Genomic DNA, 16,839 nt, shown 5'->3' on the forward strand with positions numbered 1-16,839 from the left:
CATGGGCACGCACGCAGTGGAACAGGCAACCGACACAACCGGCCCCGCCACCGTTCCCACGCGCACCGGGCTCCTCATCATCGGCGCCAGCCAGTCGGGGGTGCAGCTCGCGGTCTCGCTCCGGGCGCTGGGCTTCGATGAGCACATCACATTGCTCGGGGACGAGGACCACCGCCCGTACCAGCGGCCGGCGCTGTCCAAGGAATTCCTGCAGGGCACGGTGGAGAGCGAATCCCTGATCTTCCGCTCCAACGACTACTGGGCCGAGCACAACGTGGACCTGGTCAAGGGCGAATACATCGTCCGGATCGACAAGGACGCGGACGGTTCCGGGGTGGCGCATGCGTCCTCCGGCCGGGGGTTACCGTTCAAGCGGCTGGCCCTCACCGTGGGTGCCGGTGCCCGCAAGCTGGACATCGACGGCGGCGACCTCGACGGCGTGCTGTACCTGCGCAACGCCGACGACGCCCTGGCGCTCAAGGCCCGCGTGGGCGACGCCATGGATGTGGTGGTGATCGGCGGCGGGTTCATCGGCCTCGAAGCGGCGTCCAGCCTGCAGAAAATGGGCAAAAACGTCACGGTCCTCGAATTCGGGCCGCGGCTGGTGGGCCGGGCCGTGGGGGAGGAGACTGCCGAGTACTTCCTGCAGGCGCACCGCTCCCGTGGCCTGGATATCCGGCTCAACACGAGTGCTGCGCGCTTTACCGCTACCTCCGCCGCAGGTGAAAAGCAGACGCGAGTCGCCGCCGTCGAGCTTCAGGACGGCACTGTGCTGCCTGCCCAGATCGTGCTGATCGGCATCGGCGTCATCCCCAACACCCAGCTGGCTGAGCAGCTCGGGCTGGACGTCAGCAACGGGGTGGTGGTGGACCGGTTCGCGCTGGCCTCCGACGGCACCACGGTGGCCGTGGGGGACGTGGCCAACATGCCCAACCCCGTGCCCGGCTCGGAGCCGGGCGAGCGGATCCGGCTGGAAAGCGTCAACAACGCCATCGAACATGCCAAGGTGGCCGCCTACTCGCTCACGGGCCGGCGGGAGGAATACGCCGGCATCCCGTGGTTCTGGTCCAACCAGGCCGACCTCAAGCTGCAGATCGCCGGCCTGTGCAACGGCTTCGACCAGACGGTGCTCCGGCGCGATGAGGAGCGCGGGAAGTTCAGCGTCCTCTACTACCGCCAGGACCAAATCATCGCCGCCGACTGCGTCAACGCGCCGCTGGATTTCATGGCCGTGAAGAACGCCTTGGTGAAGGGCCAGAACATTCCGGCCGATGCCGCGGCGGATCCCGCCACACCACTCAAGACCATCAGCACGGACAGCTAGCCGCCAGGCCGGCCCACCCGAAGGAGCATTATGAGCACCCCCAAGACCCCGGTTGCCGCGGCGGGCCCCGGCGATGCCGGCGCCGATACCGCCGATACACACGCCGAGGCGTTCGCCGCCGAGTACAGCGTCCGTCCCATCCCTGCACCCGGCCCGGTGGACACCACCGCCATCTGCAATACCCCCGCTGCCCTTGGGGAGCTTGACGCGCTGTGGAAGGCCATAATCCACGAGACCCGGACACGCGGAAACGACATCCACCTACCGATTTCCCTGGCCTACGCCGAACGGCTGTGCCGGGCCCACCCCGATGCCGACGCCGAACTGGTGCGGGTGGCCACACTCCTGCATGACACCGGCTGGGCCCACGTGGATGAATCCCGCATCATCTCGGAGGGGTTCGCGGGGGACTGGCGCAAGGCCGCCATCCGCTACGAGCATGAGCTGCAGGGCTGCGATGTGGCTCGCCGTGTACTCCCACCGCTGGGCTATTCGCCGGCGTTTGTGGAACGCGTCTGCGAGATTATCGACGGCCATGACACACGGCCCCTGGCGCGCTCGCTGGAGGATGCTTTGATGCGCGACGCCGACCGGCTGTGGCGGTTTGACCGCGCGGGGATCGCGCTGGCGTCCTCGTGGTTCGGCATGGACCCGGCCACCTACACCGACAGGCTGGCCACCGAGATCGTGCCTGAACTCATCACTCAGGCCGCCCTGGAGATAGCGACGGCCGACCTCAACCGGTCCAACGCCCTGCTGAAGACGGCGGTGATCCGATGACATCCGCTACTCATGATGCCCCCGCCCTGAATGCCCGGTCCGGGCTTGCCTTGCCGCACACGCACGTGGACACGATTTTCGTCGGCGGCGGCTGGCAGCCTTCCCGGGGCACCGGCCGGAACCCGGTGACCGATCCGGCCACGGGCGAAGTCTGGGGCTCCGTACCGGACGGAACTCCCGAGGACGTGGACGCCGCCGTCGGCTCCGCCCAGCGGGCGTTCGACGGCGAGTGGCCCCGGCTGGCCCCCTCGGAACGGGCTGCCTACCTGGTCCGGATCGCCGAGGAGGTGGAAAAGCGGGCTGAAGAACTGTCCCTGACCAACTCGCGCGAAAACGGCTCGCCGGTGGCTGAATCCTCCGGCGCGGCCGCCAACGCGGCAGGGATCTTCCGCTATTTCGCCACCCTGGCCGAGTACCTGGAGCGTGAGGACGTCCGTCAGTTCCCGCGCGGCGGCGGCGAGTCGGTGGTCCGCCGCGACCCCCTCGGAGTGTGCGCGCTGATCGCCCCGTGGAACTTCCCCATCAACCTGGTGGTCATCAAGCTGGCGCCGGCGCTTCTGGCCGGCTGCACCGTGGTGATCAAGCCGGCGTCGCCCACACCGCTGTCCATCCGCGTCATCATCGACGCGATCGCCGCGGCCGGGGTGCCCGCCGGCGTCGTCAACCTGGTCACCGGCTCCGGCCGGCTGGGCGACGTCCTGGTAAAGCACCCCGGGGTGGCCAAGGTGGCGTTCACGGGCTCGACGCCGGTGGGCCGGAAAATTGCCGCCGCCTGCGGCGAGCTGCTGCGGCCGGTCACCCTGGAGTTGGGCGGCAAGTCCAGTGCCATTGTGCTGCCCGACGCAGACCTGGACGCCATGTCCCAGGTGCTGATCCGGTCTTCCATGCGCAATACGGGGCAGACCTGCTACATCGCCACCCGGATCCTGGCCCCCGCCAGCCGCTATGACGAGGTGGTGGACATGGTCACTGCCACGATCGCCGCCGGGAAGCAGGGCGATCCGCTGGAGCCGGACACGGTGTTCGGCCCCTGTGCCACGGAGTCCCAGTACCGGACAGTGCTGGAGTACGTGGACTCGGGGCTGGGCGAAGGTGCCCACGCCACTACGGGCGGCCGGGCCGCCTCACTGTCCGGCGGGTTGGAGCACGGCTACTTCGTGGAACCCACGGTGTTCGCGGACGTCACGCCGGACATGCGGATCTCCCGTGAGGAGATCTTCGGGCCCGTGATCTGCATCCTCAAATACGACGACGGCGGCGGCAGCGTCGAGGAGGCCGTGGAGTTGGCCAACAACACCGAATTCGGCCTCGGCGGGCTGGTGTTCGGCAAGGATGAGGAGGCTGCGCTGGCGGTGGCGGATCGGATGGATTCGGGCTCCGTTGGCCTGAACTTCTTCGCCTCCAACCATGCGGCGCCCTTCGGTGGCCGCCACGACTCCGGCCTTGGGACGGAGTATGGAATCGAAGGCCTCAACGCATATCTGAGCTATAAGTCGATCCACCGCCGAGCGTAAGTACCTTCTACCGCTCGGCTCGTTCCGAACGCGAGGTACCATTGAATGGAATGAAGGCGTCAGATAGAGGAGCCGCCCTGTGGCCAATTCAACATCGGGTGACTCCGTGGTGGACCGCGTGGTGCGGGTCATCGCGGCGTTCCCGGAGGGCGTTACGGTCCTGCAGCTGTCCGACCTCGCGGAACGCGCAGAACTTCCCCTGAGCAGTGCGCACCGGTTGGTCCGCCAGCTCGCGGACCACGGGCTCCTGGACCTCGGCGCCGGCGGAAACGTCCGGCTGGGTATGCGGCTGTGGGAGCTCGTCAACCGCAATTCGCCCACGCTGGTGCTACGCCAGGCGGCCCTGCCGTTTATGGAGGACATCCAGCAGGTCCTGAACCAGAACGTGAACCTGGCAGTCCTTGACGGCTGGGAGGCATTGTTCGTGGAACGCCTGTCGCGGCGCGGTTCCGTGGCCAACCGGGCCCGCATCGCCGGCCGCATGCCCGTGCATGTCTCCTCGGCGGGACTCGCGCTGATGGCGAACCAGCCGAGGGAACTCCAGGCCGAGTACCTCGGGCAGTTCAGCGACCCCAGCGGCAAGGTGAGCGTCGACGTCGTACGCCAATTGCTTGCTGAAGCCGCCCAACAGGGCTACGCGCAGCTCGCCGGCGTAGTGGACCCGGATACCTGGGGCATTGCGGTGCCCGTCCTGGATGCCAAGCGGCGGACGGTGGCTGCCCTCGGCGTCGTGGTGCCTTTGAAGGAGATGCGCCTGCAGGCGCTGGTTCCTGCGCTTCAGACCGCGGCGCGGGGGATTGGCCGGCAACTGGGCGGCTGAGCCCGGCTTCCGTTCAACGGAATTCTTATAACGCCAATCAAGCAGCGCACGCCACACTTGATTACAGACTCATCCCGCGCCCGAACGGGATCCGCAACGAAGCGAGGAACACCATGGCACGCACCACCATCACCACCCAGGTGGCCATCATGGGCGCCGGCCCCGCTGGCCTTATGCTTTCCCACCTGCTGGCCACGCAGGGCATCGAATCAGTCGTGGTCGAGATCCGCAGCCGCAAGGAAATCCAGGAGACCGTCCGCGCAGGCATCCTGGAGCACGGCACCGTGAACCTGCTGGTGGACTCCGGTGTGTCGGACCGGGTGCTGCGCGAAGGCGACCGCCACGACGGCATCGAGCTGCGCTTCAACGGCGAAAGCCACCGCATCAACTTCAAAGAACTCGTGGGGGAGTCCGTGTGGCTTTATCCGCAGACCGATGTGTTCGCAGACCTTGCCGCACGGCGGGAGGCCGACGGCGGCGACGTCCGGTACAGCGTCACGGAGACCACAGTTCATGATCTCGAGGGCAAGCCGAAGGTCTGGTTCACCGACGGCGACGGCCGGGATTTCGAGATCCAGGCGGACTTCCTGGTGGGCGCCGACGGTTCCCGCAGCCACTGCCGCCGCCAGGTGCCGGAGGCCTCGCGGACCCAGTACTTCCACGAGTACCCGTTCGCCTGGTTCGGCATCCTGGCCGAGGCTCCGCGCAGCGCCGACGAATTGATCTACGCCAACTCCAAACACGGCTTCGCGCTCATCAGCCAGCGCACCGAGACCGTACAGCGCATGTATTTCCAGTGCGATCCCAAGGAAAACGTGGCCGACTGGGACGACGAGCGCATCTGGTCCGAGTTCCGCAAGCGCGTCAACGGCAATGGCTTCGAGCTTAAGGAAGGCCCGGTCCTCGAAAAAATGGTCCTGCCGTTCCGCAGTTTCGTGCACACGCCCATGCGCCACGGCAACCTCTTTCTGGCCGGCGACGCCGCCCACACCGTCCCGCCCACCGGCGCCAAGGGCCTCAACCTCGCCATCCACGATGTGAAGGTGCTCTTCGAAGGCCTCGACTCCTTCTACTCCAACGGCTCCACCGCGCTGCTGGACTCCTACAGCGACCGCGCCCTGGACCGCGTGTGGAAGGCCCAGCACTTCTCCTACTGGATGACGTCCATGCTGCATACCGTGCCCGGCGCCGACGAGTTCGACCGCGCACGCCAACTCGGCGAGCTACACTCCGTGGTCTCATCGAAGCACGCCAAGGCCTACCTGGCAGAGTCCTACACAGGCTGGCCGGGCTCGCGCTAAGCCGCGCACGCCAGCTGCTGGCGTGACGCCGGAAGTCGATGTCAGGAAAGGCCGGTTGCGTGAGCGAACCATTCATCGCCGATGCCCAAGCGATGTCGACCTTCGGGCGTATCGTCATAGACACGCCATTCGGTTAGCTCCTGCTGGGATGCGGTGGCCGTCCACAGCGCAGGTCCCTCGAGAGCGGGGACTCCTGGACATACGCTGTGGCCGACGATGGTGGCCCGGTCACCGAGGGACAAGACGGCTTCGAAGATGTTTCTGTACTCAGGATATGAATCGAAGAAGCCGTGCCAGGCTTCGATGCAGGCCGCTTTGCCGGTGATGGCGTTTCCGGCCGTGTCGATGAAAGTATGGCTGTTGGCCATGAGCCGCTCAAGCGCATTCAGGTCTCGCGCGTTGATGCAGTCGTTGAACTCAATGGCCAGCGCCCCCGCGTCCGGGTGGCGGCTGGCCTTCACCGCAGCACGGCGGCGACGGCGCTGATCTCGATCAGTGCGCCGGGCACGCCCAGCGCGGCGACACGCGCTCCGGTCACCAGTGCCGGTTCCTCGGACGCGAGTTCCGGTGCGATGGCGCCGTACGCGGCTGCGAGGTCGACGCCGTCGACGAACAGCACCGTCCATTGCACGACGTCGTCGAAGGTTGCGCCGGCCGCGGCGAGAGCGGTCCTCGCGTTCTCAAGGGTGCGGGCAGACTGGACGGCCACGTCGCCCTCTCCGACGAGTGCGCCGTCGGCGTCGACGGCGTTCTGACCGCCGACGTAGATGGTGGTCGCGCCGGGCGGCACGATGGCGACGTGGCTGAAGGCCGGGCTCGAGATGAGCCCCTGGGGGCGGATGCGCTGTATGGATGCCATGCCTGTATGGTCTCACCGACGGCGAGCCAGGGCGAGGCTACACCGCGTCGCCGCTGGGGAATCCGGTGCTGGATCAGGCCGTGGCGTGGGTGGACTGCGAGCCGCATCAGCAATACGACGGCGGCGACGACAACACCATCGTGGTGGGGCGGTACGCAAGCCACGCCCGGGACGGAGTTCACGTCGACGGCGGAGGACGCCATATGCCGAATGCGGGACTCCTCAGTGGTCACGGAAGCCGTTCCTCCCTCAAGGTTCGAACGGGTCACGGAGTCCGCGCTGGAGTCCAAGAAGAATGGGACGCAGGCGGACTGGCTCCTGGTGCACCGGTACGAAATACGGCCGGACGGAAACCAGAGCGACGTCACCTACACGTGCAGGCTGGTCCGCGCGAACGCACTGCCCGGTGCCCTGGCAGTGTTTGGCATTCCCGTCCTGCGGTCACTTGCCGCGATTGAGTGGGCGCGGGCAAGCAGGGCAGGCCTGCGCCGGCTCATCGTGGCGGCGGAAACCACACCGCGGGCATAACCCGCGCAAGAGACAAGATAAGGAACAAGACGATGGCAAAGCTATCAAAAGATGACGAGACCGCCCGCGTGGAGCGCTTGACCGGCTACGAGGGCCGTTACCGGGAGGCCGACGGCTACACAATCGCTTTCGAAAAGTTCGAAGACGGAGGTGACTTCACTCCGTTCTACCAGGGCTTGCCGGATGACCTGTGCCAAAGCCACCACTGGGGATACATCGTGCGGGGCCGGCTCACCATGCACACGCCCGCAGGAGACGAGGTTGTGGAAGCCGGCGAGGCATACTACACAGCCCCCGGCCACACCGATGAGCTTGATCCCGGGACGGAGCTGGTGGAATTCAGCCCGACTGACGAACTTGCGCGCACCCTGGCGGTCGTAGCCCGGAACTTGGAATCCGGCGCAAGCTGAGTCCCGAAACGGTCAGCCAACGCGGCCCCCTTGAACGTCTGATCGCTCCAGGGCTAGCATTGCCGGCACGGGCGCCGATGGGCACCATGTCCACCGTGGTGCCGACGTCGAACAAATCGAGGGGACGGCCATGGGCGAGACAACTGCAGAGGCGTCATCAGCGGACCTGATGGTTGACCTGATCATTTCCTTGGACGGGTATGCCTCGGCCGAGGGGTGGCCCGGCTGGTGGGGGCTGGAGGGGCCGGAATACCTGGCCTGGCTCGGGCAGGAGGGGGAGAAGGACTACACCTTCCTTCTCGGGGCGAACACATACCGGCTGATGTCCAGCATGTCCGAGGAGGCCGCGGCCAGCGACTCCGGATTCACCGAAAATGAAGGGGCCAGCCTGACCGGCCTTGCCGCCGTGCCCAAGGTCGCCTTCTCCTCCACGCTGCAGGCGCCGCTGACTTGGCCGAACTCGGAGCTGGTCACCGGGGACGCGGTCGAGGCCGTGAGGGAGATGAAACGGACCAGGACCGGGACCTTGAGTACCCTCGGCAGCCTCAGTCTCTGCCGGTCGCTGCTGAGCGCCGGCCTGGTGGACAGGTTCCGGTTGGTCGTCTTCCCGGTGATCACGGGCAGCACCGGGAGGGAACGGATCTACGACGGCTATCCGGACATATCGCTCGAAATGGTGAGCAGCAGGACCTTCGACGGCCGGCTTCAGTTGCTCGAGTACATCCCCACGGTACTCACCGGTCCGCCGGGCACCGGCCAGCCCTGAGGACGACGGCGGCACGCGAGGGGCGTCGATCACGGCCATAGAATGTTGGACACACCTTGTCCTCCCACCGAAGGGTCCCTTGCATGGGCAACAGCATTGACCGACGCCTGCCACGCCTGGAAGACGTGGCAGCCCTGGCCAAGGTGTCCCACCAGACGGTCTCACGCGTCATTAACAACCACCCCAACGTCAGCAGCGGCACCAGGGAGAAGGTGGAGGCGGCCATTGCCGAGCTCGGCTACCGGCGCAACACCGCTGCCAGGAGCCTTGTCACCCGGCGTTCACAAACCATTGGTGTGCTCGCGGCCGAGTTGGGCCAGTACGGCCCGGCCAACACCCTCCTCGGCGTCCAGCAGGCTGCCCGGGAGGCCGGCTATTTTGTGAGCATCGAGGCCATCAAGGAGGCCAGCGCGGATGCCATCTCTGACGCCGTCCGCCATCTCACAGACCAGGGCGCGGACGGGATCATCGTCATTGTTCCGCGCGACGGTACCGTTCAGGCCCTGGAAGGCCTGACCCTCGATGTTCCCGTGATCCTTGTAGGCGCGGCCGGTGGGGGGCTCTTCAGCGGAGCGTTGGTGGACCAGAAACTGGGCGCGCGCCTGGCGGTCTCGCACCTGATCGACCTGGGCCACCAGCGGATCGGCCATGTGTCCGGGCCCCAGGACTGGGTCGATGGCCGGTCGCGTGCCGAAGGGTGGGGTGAGCGGCTCCGCGAAGCCGGCCTGCCGGACGACCTCCTGATCGAAGGGGACTGGAGCGCCGGCAGTGGGTACCGGATTGGCCGGCAGCTTGCCGCTGAGCGCACGGCGACGGCCCTGTTCGTGGGCAACGACCAGATGGCGCTGGGCCTGCTGCGCGCCTTCAATGAGGCGGGGGTCCGCGTGCCCGACGACGTCTCCGTAGTGGGTTTTGATGACCAGCCAGAGTCGGGCTACTTTACCCCGCCGCTGACCACCGTGCGCCAGGACTTCGAGGAACTCGGCCGGCGCTGCATGAACGTTATGCTGAGCGCCCTTGAAGGCGGCGCGGGCGGAGCCACCACCGTGGTGGAGCCGGAGCTGGTAGTCCGCAGCAGCACCTCAGCTCCCGCCTGATCCTTTACTGATCTTCCCGGCTGGGGCCCGGCACTTGACGTCCGAATTGTTAGCGCTCACAATTGAATCAATCCGGGCACACCGGACCAGCTATTGGAGGACTTCATGGACGTCACAGTGGACGCCACAGACAACTACGTCATCGGCGTGGACTACGGAACACTTTCGGGGCGGGCCGTTGTGGTCCGGGTCCGTGACGGCAAGGAACTGGGCAGCGGTGTTTTCGACTACCCGCACGCGGTGGTTACGGAGGAGCTGCCGGCGGACGTCACGGATGAAGCGGACGACGGCGCCGCCCGGCTTCCCGGGGAATGGGCGCTCCAGGTCCCCAACGACTACCGCGACGTCCTCCGCCATGCCGTTCCTGCGGCGATCGTCGACGCCGGGATCAACCCGGCCGCCGTCGTCGGCATCGCCACGGACTTCACGGCCTGCACCATGGTGCCGGTCAAGGCCGACGGCACCCCGCTCAACGAACTGCCCGGCTTCGCCAACCGCCCGCACGCCTATGTGAAACTGTGGCGCCACCACGCGGCGCAGCCGCAGGCGGACCGGATCAACGCCCTGGCCGCCGAGCGCGGCGAAGCCTGGCTGCCGCGCTATGGTGGGCTGATTTCCTCCGAGTGGGAGTTCGCCAAGGGCCTGCAGCTGCTGGAGGAGGACCCCGAAGCCTACGCCGCGATGGACCACTGGGTGGAGGCCGCCGACTGGATCATCTGGCAGCTTTGCGGCAGCTACGTGCGGAACGCCTGCACCGCCGGCTACAAGGGCATCTACCAGGACGGCCGTTACCCCTCCGAGGACTTCCTCGCCGCCCTGAACCCGGCGTTCAAGGACTTCGTCAGCACCAAGCTCGAGCACACCATCGGCCGGCTCGGCGACGCCGCGGGATCCTTGACCGCCGAGGCCGCCGCCTGGACCGGACTGCCGGAAGGCATCGCTGTGGCCGTGGGTAACGTGGACGCCCACGTCACCGCTCCGGCCGCAAAAGCAGTGGATCCGGGGCAGCTGGTGGCCATCATGGGCACCTCCACTTGCCACGTGATGAACGGCACCGAACTGCGCGAAGTGCCGGGCATGTGCGGCGTCGTCGACGGCGGGATCGTGGACGGGCTGTGGGGTTACGAGGCCGGACAGTCCGGCGTTGGCGATATCTTCGGCTGGTTCACCAAATATGGTGTCCCGCCGGAATACCACCAGGCGGCCGACGCCGCCGGGCTGGGCATCCACGAATACCTCACCGAGCTCGCCGCAAACCAGGCCATCGGCGCGCACGGACTCATCGCCCTGGACTGGCACTCCGGCAACCGCTCGGTGCTGGTGGACCACGAACTCTCCGGTGTGGTGGTGGGCCAGACCCTCGCCACGAAGCCCGAAGACACGTACCGCGCCCTCCTGGAAGCCACGGCCTTCGGCACCCGCACCATCGTGGATGCCTTCCGCGACTCCGGTGTGCCGGTGAAGGAGTTCATCGTGGCCGGCGGGTTGTTGAAGAACAAGCTCCTCATGCAGATCTACGCGGACATCACCGGCCTGCAGCTCTCCACCATCGGCTCGGACCAGGGCCCGGCGCTCGGCTCGGCCATCCACGCCGCCGTCGCGGCCGGAAAGTACGCAAATATCCGCGAGGCCGCAGCAGCCATGGGCTCCGAACCCGGCGACGTCTTCACGCCGGTCCCGGAAAACGTGGCCGCCTACGACGAACTGTTCCAGGAGTACCGGGCCCTCCACGACTACTTCGGCCGGGGAGCCAACGAGGTAATGCACCGGCTCAAGGCCATCCAGCGCAATGCCACCAAGTCACTCGTTGCTGTTGGTGCATCCGCATGAGCACCACGACGGCAAGCACCGTGGAAGCCATCGCGCGGATCCGCAGGGATGTCTGCGATCTCCACGCGGAGCTGACTCGTTACGAACTCGTGGTGTGGACGGCGGGAAATGTCTCTGCGCGCGTCCCCGGCCATGACCTGATGGTGATCAAACCGTCCGGGGTTTCCTACGATGACCTCACGCCCGAACAGATGGTGGTCACCGACCTCCATGGGGTACCCGTGGCGGGCGACGCCGACGGTGAGTGGGGCAACCCGGGGCTGTCGCCGTCGTCGGACACGGCCGCGCACGCTTATGTCTACCGGCACATGCCGGACGTCGGGGGAGTGGTCCACACCCACTCCACCTACGCCACGGCCTGGGCGGCGCGGGGCGAAGCGATTCCGTGTGTGCTGACCATGATGGGGGACGAGTTCGGGGGCACCATCCCGGTGGGCCCGTTCGCGCTGATCGGCGACGACTCGATCGGGCAGGGCATTGTGGAGACGCTGAAGAACTCCAACTCGCCCGCGGTGCTGATGCAGAACCACGGCCCGTTCACCATCGGCAAGGATGCCCGGGACGCGGTCAAGGCCGCGGTGATGTGCGAGGAAGTGGCGCGGACCGTGCATATTTCCCGGCAGCTCGGCGAGCCGCTGCCGATGGAGCAGGCCAAGATCGAATCCCTCTACGCCCGCTACCAGAACGTCTACGGCCGCTAGGCCACCGCAAACTTTCAGGAGAACTTCCATGCCCAACGCCAACAACACCTCCCTGCAGCAGTACGAGGTATGGTTCCTCACCGGCAGCCAGCACCTCTACGGCGAGGATGTACTCAAGCAGGTCGCCGCCCAGTCACAGGAGATCGCCGCCGTGCTGAACGCCTCCTCGGATGTCCCGGTCAGGGTGGTCTGGAAGCCGGTCCTCACTGATTCTGACGCCATCCGCCGCACCGCGCTGGAAGCGAACTCGGACGATTCCGTGATCGGTGTGACGGCGTGGATGCACACCTTCAGTCCGGCCAAGATGTGGATCCAGGGCCTGGACCTGCTGCGCAAGCCGCTCCTGCACCTGCACACCCAGGCCAACGTCGAGCTGCCCTGGGCGGACATCGACTTCGACTTCATGAACCTCAACCAGGCCGCCCACGGCGACCGCGAGTTCGGCTACATCCAGTCGCGTCTCGGCGTGCCGCGGAAGACCGTGGTGGGCCACGTGTCCAACCCCGAAGTCTCGCGGCAGGTGGGTGTGTGGCAGAGGGCGTCGGCAGGCTGGGCCGCGGTCCGGACCCTGAAACTGACCCGCTTCGGTGACAACATGCGCAACGTGGCCGTCACCGAAGGTGACAAGACCGAAGCGGAGCTGCGCTTCGGCGTCTCCGTGAACACGTGGTCCGTCAACGAGCTCGCCGCCGCCGTGCACGGCGCCGCAGAGTCCGACGTCGACACCCTGGTTGCGGAGTACGAGCGCCTTTACGAGGTGGTCCCGGAGCTGCAGGCCGGGGGAGCGCGGCACGAGTCGCTGCGCTACAGCGCCCGGATCGAACTGGGCCTGCGCAGCTTCCTTGAGGCCAACGGATCCGCCGCGTTCACCACCTCGTTCGAGGACCTGGGCGAACTGCGCCAGCTGCCCGGCATCGCGGTCCAGCGGCTTATGGCCGACGGCTACGGCTTCGGCGCCGAGGGCGACTGGAAGACCGCCATCCTGGTCCGCGCCGCGAAGGTCATGGGTGCGGGCCTGCCCGGTGGCGCCTCCCTGATGGAGGACTACACGTACCATTTGGAGCCTGGCGCCGAGAAGATCCTGGGCGCCCACATGCTCGAGGTCTGCCCGTCCCTGACGGCCACGAAACCGCGCGTCGAAATCCACCCGCTGGGTATCGGCGGCAAGGAAGACCCGGTCCGGCTGGTGTTCGACACCGATGCCGGCCCCGGCGTCGTGGTGGCGCTCTCGGACATGCGCGACCGTTTCCGGCTCGTGGCGAACACCGTGGACGTCGTGGACCTGGACGAGCCGCTGCCGAACCTGCCGGTGGCCCGCGCCCTCTGGGAGCCGAAGCCCGACTTCGCGACCTCGGCCGCCGCATGGCTCACCGCCGGCGCCGCGCACCACACGGTATTGTCCACGCAGGTGGGTCTGGAGGTGTTCGAGGACTTCGCCGAGATTGCCAGGACCGAGCTCCTCACCATCGATGAAGGCACCACCATCAAGCAGTTCAAGAAGGAACTGGCGTGGAACGCCGCCTACTACAAGCTGGCCGGCGGGCTGTGAACGGCGTCGAACTTCAGCTTGTTTCGGGGGACTACACCGCCGCCGTTGTCCAGCGCGGCGGTGCCCTGCGGCGGCTCGCCTTCGACCGTTTGTGGTCCACTGAACGCAGCGGTACCGACGCGCTGAGCCTGTCCTGTGAGATCGCCGGGGTCCCGGGGTATCCGTTCCACCTTGGGCTCAACGTGGTCTACAGGCTGGACGACGCCGGGCTGCACACCACTGTCACGGCAAGCAACGCCGGCGATGAGACGGCCCCTTATGGCGTTTGCCCGCATCCCTATCTGTTGGCCGGAGCCGCGCCGTTGGATGAGTGGACCGTCCGGATCCCCGCGAATTCTTTCCTCGAAGTCACACCGGACCGGCTGCTGCCTGTGGCCACCCGGCCGGTCGAGGGCCATCAGTTCGACTTCCGGACGCCACGGGCCATCGGCGGCACGCAGATCGACCACGCCTTCACGGACCTTGAGTTCGACGACGGCGGCCGCGCGCAGCTGATCGTCAGGGACCCTGGCGGAACCGGAGTGGGAATGGCCTGGGACCGGGCATGCCCTTGGGTGCAGGTACATACCGCAGACAAGCCCGCGCCCGCGGCCAACAGGCTGGGCCTGGCGGTTGAGCCGATGACCTGTCCGCCGGACGCCTTCAACAGCGGCCAGGACCTCGTGCAGCTGGAGCCGGGCAGCAGCCACCAGGCTGGCTGGAGCATTTTCGCCGCCTGATGCCGAGTGGTTGTGTCGTTGACGCACTGAAGCGGCCGACCCGGCAGTGTGCCGGGTCCGCCGCTTCAGTACACGCGCAGGTCAGTGCGCCAGCAGCGTCTCGAGCGGTTCTCCTGCGGCGATCCGTGCAAGCAGCTCCGGCTCCGCCTCATCCGAGGCGAGCGCCTGCTCCAGGACGGCTGCCGCTTCCTGCGGGGACAGTACGATCACGCCGTTATCGTCCCCCAGCACCCAGTCGCCGGGGGCGACATCCACACCCCCGCATGTCACAGGAATGTTGACCGCGGACTCAGTGCCGTGCAGGCGCTTGGTGGTGAGGCACGAGGTGCCGCGGGCGAAGACCGGCAGCCCGGTGCTTCGCAGCTCCAGCACGTCCGTGGCCACGCCGTCCACCACGATGCCGGCGGCGCCCTGGGCCTTGGCGGCCGCCGCCGTCACCGCGCCGACGGGGGCGTGGCGGCGATCGCCGTCCATGTCCACCACCAGCACGGCTCCGGGGTACAGCTCCAGCAGCGCCCGGTTCATGGCGATGGCATCGTTGCCGACGATCCGGACGGTGACGGCAGGCCCGGCCACCTTCACGCCGGCCAGCAGCGACTGGATGGCCGGATCAAGGAAGCCGTCTTCGAGGAAGTGCCCGATGGTGGGGTAGCTGACGGCCTCCAGGCCGGCCAGGACCTCCGTGCCTGCCAGGACTTTCGTGCTCACTGGCCCGCCTCAGCCAGCACCGCAACACATTCGATTTCCAGGGAGACTCCCCAGAGGCTGACGCAGACCGACGTGCGTGCCGGCCTGGCGTCGCCGAAGAACTCCGCATAGACGCGGTTGTACTCCTCCAGCTGCCCCGGGTCGGTGAGGTAGGTGTTGACTTTGACCACCTGGGCCAGCCCGGAGCCGGCGGCCTGCAGCACTGCGGTGAGGTTCCGGAGTGTCTGGCGGACCTGTTCCTCGAACGTTTCCGGCTGGTGGTCCAGTCCCGTGATTGCGGGGATCTGCCCGGCGGTGAACACGAACCCGTTGGCGACCACTGCCTGGGAGAAGGGCCCGACGGCGGGCGCCCCGCCGGGGATCTCAGTGATCCGCCGGATGGTTTCCGCGGGGGAGGCTGCCGTCACTTCGCTGCCGCTTCAACGGGGGACTCGTCGACGGCGTCGATGTTGCCGTAGCGGGTTTCCGTCAGGATCACGAGCGCCGTGAGGGAGACCAGGGAGGCTCCCATGATGTACCAGGCGATGGACGAACTCTGGTGCGTGACGCCCAGCAGCCATGTGGTGACGAACGGGGTGGCGGCGCTGCCCAGGAGACCGGAGAGCATGTAGGCCACGGACAGGCCCGAGTATCGGACCTTGGAGCCGAACAGCTCGGCCAGGAACGTCGCGATGGGGCCGTAGTTGGCGCAGAACGCCGTCATCATGGCCAGGTAGGCGACGAAGAGCAGTGCCACGGACTTGGTGTCCATAAGCCAGAACATCGGGAAGGCCAGGAGTGCCTCGGCGGCAATGCCGGCGAAGATGATGGGCTTGCGGCCGAACTTGTCCGAGAGCCTGCCGAAGAACGGGATGAGGAACAGTCCCAGGATGCAGGAGACCAGCACCACCCAGAGCATCAGGCTCTCGGAGTGGCCCAGTTCCTTCTTGCCGTACGAGACGCCGGAGGCCACCAGCAGGGTGAAGGTGCTGCCCGTGGAGAGGGTGGCGATGCCGCCCAGGACAACCTGCTTCCAGTACTTGGCCATGAGCGCGGCAAAGGGCATCTTTGCCTTGGCGCCGGCGGTCTTGACGGCCTGGAACGAGGGGGTTTCCTCGATGTTCAGGCGGATGTAGATGCCCACCGTGACCAGGAGAACGGAGGCCAGGAACGGGATGCGCCAGCCCCAGGAGTACAGGGCCTCGGTGCTGACGGTGGAGGCCACGATCAGGAACGCGACGTTGGCGATCAGCGTGCCGGCGGGGACGCCCACCTGAACCAGGGAACCGAAGAAGCCGCGGCGGTTGGCAGGGGCGTGCTCCACGGTCATGAGCACCGCGCCGCCCCATTCGCCGCCCAGGGCCAGGCCCTGGATGACGCGGAGGAACAGGAGCAGCAGCGGGGCCATGATGCCGATGCTGTTGTAGTCGGGCAGCAGCCCGATCGCGAAGGTTGCCGCGCCCATGGTCAGCAGGGATACCAGCAGCATGGACTTGCGGCCCAGGCGGTCGCCGAAATGGCCGAAGATGATGGCGCCCACCATACGGGCAATGTAGGCCGAGGCGAAGGTGCCGAACGCGAGCATGGTGCCCACGATCGGATCGAAGCTGGGGAAGAAGATCTTGTTGAAGACGAGCGCGGATGCCGTGCCGAAAACGAAGAGGTCGTACCACTCGACGGTGGTGCCGATGACGCTGGCGAGGGCGATTTTGCGCATTTTTGTGAGATCCAGCCGTGCCGTAGCAGCGGCGGCGGTGGTTTCTACCGTGTTGGCCATCAGTTCTCCAGATGGGGTGCGGGGACGATTGTCCGATGCAAGGTAGTTACCAACTATTCTGTGTCAGCCATCACAGTTCAATGGCAAAAAATCCACCAGAAAACGCCGATAAATGTGAGTTCACACAAAACACCCCTGAGGGTGTTAATGGGCGGCGACGCGCAGGCCGCCACCAGT

18 protein-coding genes are annotated in these 16,839 nt (G+C 66.8%); 13 read left to right on the forward strand and 5 right to left on the reverse strand.

Annotated features, from left to right (window positions below):
• Window position 1 precedes the first annotated feature (1 nt).
• The 5 genes from AC3IT0_RS10305 to AC3IT0_RS10325 all read left to right on the forward strand — a co-directional run bounded on the left by AC3IT0_RS10305 (window position 2) and on the right by AC3IT0_RS10325 (window position 5,739).
• Window positions 2–1,324, forward strand: coding sequence for an NAD(P)/FAD-dependent oxidoreductase (locus AC3IT0_RS10305; RefSeq protein ID WP_489323585.1), 1,323 nt, complete (start codon window positions 2–4; stop codon window positions 1,322–1,324).
• Between the two features lie 30 nt (window positions 1,325–1,354).
• Window positions 1,355–2,104, forward strand: a complete 750-nt coding sequence (locus tag AC3IT0_RS10310; RefSeq protein ID WP_489323586.1) for an HD domain-containing protein — start codon at window positions 1,355–1,357, stop codon at window positions 2,102–2,104.
• On the forward strand, window positions 2,101–3,618 hold the full coding sequence (locus AC3IT0_RS10315; protein WP_489323587.1) for an aldehyde dehydrogenase family protein: 1,518 nt from the start codon (window positions 2,101–2,103) through the stop codon (window positions 3,616–3,618). Before AC3IT0_RS10310 ends, AC3IT0_RS10315 begins: the two co-directional genes overlap by 4 nt.
• Before the next feature lie 79 nt (window positions 3,619–3,697).
• A complete protein-coding gene (locus tag AC3IT0_RS10320; protein ID WP_489323588.1) occupies window positions 3,698–4,438 on the forward strand; it encodes an IclR family transcriptional regulator in 741 nt (246 codons plus the stop codon).
• 113 nt (window positions 4,439–4,551) lie between these two features.
• Window positions 4,552–5,739, forward strand: a complete 1,188-nt coding sequence (locus tag AC3IT0_RS10325; RefSeq protein WP_489323589.1) for a 4-hydroxybenzoate 3-monooxygenase — start codon at window positions 4,552–4,554, stop codon at window positions 5,737–5,739.
• Window positions 5,740–5,780: 41 nt separating this feature from the next.
• Here the strand turns inward: AC3IT0_RS10325 and AC3IT0_RS10330 are convergent, their stop codons facing one another.
• Together AC3IT0_RS10330 and AC3IT0_RS10335 are read right to left on the reverse strand one after the other, a co-directional pair.
• Window positions 5,781–6,200: a nuclear transport factor 2 family protein gene (locus AC3IT0_RS10330; protein WP_489323590.1), complete on the reverse strand. Its 420-nt coding sequence runs from the start codon at window positions 6,198–6,200 to the stop codon at window positions 5,781–5,783.
• A complete protein-coding gene (locus AC3IT0_RS10335; protein WP_489323591.1) occupies window positions 6,197–6,598 on the reverse strand; it encodes a RidA family protein in 402 nt (133 codons plus the stop codon). Before AC3IT0_RS10335 ends, AC3IT0_RS10330 begins: the two co-directional genes overlap by 4 nt.
• A gap of 210 nt (window positions 6,599–6,808) precedes the next feature.
• Here AC3IT0_RS10335 and AC3IT0_RS10340 point away from each other — a divergent pair, with 210 nt between their 5' ends.
• From AC3IT0_RS10340 to AC3IT0_RS10375, 8 genes are all read left to right on the forward strand, one after another.
• Window positions 6,809–7,126, forward strand: a complete 318-nt coding sequence (locus AC3IT0_RS10340) for a hypothetical protein (RefSeq protein WP_489323592.1) — start codon at window positions 6,809–6,811, stop codon at window positions 7,124–7,126.
• A gap of 32 nt (window positions 7,127–7,158) precedes the next feature.
• Window positions 7,159–7,536, forward strand: coding sequence for a hypothetical protein (locus tag AC3IT0_RS10345; RefSeq protein ID WP_489323593.1), 378 nt, complete (start codon window positions 7,159–7,161; stop codon window positions 7,534–7,536).
• Between the two features lie 130 nt (window positions 7,537–7,666).
• Window positions 7,667–8,302 (forward strand): dihydrofolate reductase family protein, encoded by a 636-nt coding sequence (locus AC3IT0_RS10350; RefSeq protein ID WP_489323594.1) that lies wholly within the window; start codon window positions 7,667–7,669, stop codon window positions 8,300–8,302.
• Window positions 8,303–8,385: 83 nt separating this feature from the next.
• Complete coding sequence (locus AC3IT0_RS10355; protein ID WP_489323595.1) at window positions 8,386–9,399, forward strand: LacI family DNA-binding transcriptional regulator; 1,014 nt, start codon at window positions 8,386–8,388, stop codon at window positions 9,397–9,399.
• A gap of 105 nt (window positions 9,400–9,504) precedes the next feature.
• A complete protein-coding gene (araB, locus tag AC3IT0_RS10360; RefSeq protein WP_489323596.1) occupies window positions 9,505–11,229 on the forward strand; it encodes a ribulokinase in 1,725 nt (574 codons plus the stop codon).
• Window positions 11,226–11,930 carry an L-ribulose-5-phosphate 4-epimerase gene (locus AC3IT0_RS10365; protein ID WP_489323597.1) on the forward strand — a complete coding sequence of 235 codons (705 nt, stop codon included), beginning with the start codon at window positions 11,226–11,228 and terminating at the stop codon, window positions 11,928–11,930. The genes araB and AC3IT0_RS10365 overlap by 4 nt, the downstream gene beginning before the upstream one ends.
• A 28-nt stretch (window positions 11,931–11,958) precedes the next feature.
• A complete protein-coding gene (gene araA / locus AC3IT0_RS10370; RefSeq protein ID WP_489323598.1) occupies window positions 11,959–13,479 on the forward strand; it encodes an L-arabinose isomerase in 1,521 nt (506 codons plus the stop codon).
• Window positions 13,440–14,198: an aldose epimerase family protein gene (locus AC3IT0_RS10375; protein WP_489323599.1), complete on the forward strand. Its 759-nt coding sequence runs from the start codon at window positions 13,440–13,442 to the stop codon at window positions 14,196–14,198. Before araA ends, AC3IT0_RS10375 begins: the two co-directional genes overlap by 40 nt.
• Before the next feature lie 81 nt (window positions 14,199–14,279).
• Here AC3IT0_RS10375 and AC3IT0_RS10380 read toward each other — a convergent pair whose 3' ends face one another.
• Genes AC3IT0_RS10380 through AC3IT0_RS10390 form a run of 3 tightly spaced genes read right to left on the reverse strand, consistent with a single transcriptional unit; the run spans window position 14,280 to window position 16,662 of the window.
• Window positions 14,280–14,906: an RraA family protein gene (locus AC3IT0_RS10380; protein WP_489323600.1), complete on the reverse strand. Its 627-nt coding sequence runs from the start codon at window positions 14,904–14,906 to the stop codon at window positions 14,280–14,282.
• Window positions 14,903–15,313: a RidA family protein gene (locus AC3IT0_RS10385; RefSeq protein WP_489323601.1), complete on the reverse strand. Its 411-nt coding sequence runs from the start codon at window positions 15,311–15,313 to the stop codon at window positions 14,903–14,905. The genes AC3IT0_RS10380 and AC3IT0_RS10385 overlap by 4 nt, the downstream gene beginning before the upstream one ends.
• Window positions 15,310–16,662 (reverse strand): MFS transporter, encoded by a 1,353-nt coding sequence (locus AC3IT0_RS10390; protein WP_489323602.1) that lies wholly within the window; start codon window positions 16,660–16,662, stop codon window positions 15,310–15,312. The genes AC3IT0_RS10385 and AC3IT0_RS10390 overlap by 4 nt, the downstream gene beginning before the upstream one ends.
• Between the last annotated feature and the right edge of the window lie 177 nt (window positions 16,663–16,839).

This window comes from Pseudarthrobacter sp. KH_020_B, assembly GCF_057840185.1.